Source organism: Streptomyces sp. MBT53 (genome assembly GCF_016654115.1).
Taxonomy (GTDB): Bacteria; Actinomycetota; Actinomycetes; order Streptomycetales; family Streptomycetaceae; genus Streptomyces.
In genome coordinates this window covers 1-484 of sequence record NZ_JAEQAZ010000504.1, presented here as the reverse complement: position 1 = coordinate 484, position 484 = coordinate 1, and the positions used below count along the sequence as shown (strand labels likewise).

The following is a 484-nucleotide window of genomic DNA, read 5'->3' as shown; positions in this document are numbered from 1 at the left end:
CAGCCCCCACCGACCCGCACCAAGAGGACGACCCCCAATGACCACACTCGACCAACCCCGCTCCCCCACCCGCATCCCCTTTCCCACAGTCGACGAAATAGCCCGCCACTGCCACCAGTCCACCGAGCCGGAAACGGTCCACATAGAGGTCCACCTCCCAGGCCCCCTAAACCCCGAACGACTCCGCACCGCCTTCACCCAGGCCCTCCACCACCACCCCCGCATCCTCATGCGCGAGGCCCCGGGCCCCTGGTACCGCCGCCGCTACGAATGGGAGTTGACCGCCGACCCGGACGTGGAGGTGACGACCTTCACGCCCGCCGCCCCCGACGCCCTCAAACACGCCCGCACCCGCTCCCTCGACCACACCCCGCCCCTGACCGCGTCCCCACCCGTCCGCCTGGAAGCAGTCGAACTCCCCCACGGCACCGCGCTGCTCCTCACCGTCAACCACACCGCCCTGGACGGCCCCGCCTGCCTCCGC

General features: G+C 71.1%; 1 pseudogene. It reads left to right on the top strand.

What is annotated here, in order from left to right:
* Positions 1-37: 37 nt before the first annotated feature.
* Positions 38-484, top strand: a pseudogene (locus tag JHN45_RS52495) (condensation protein); the annotation flags it as partial.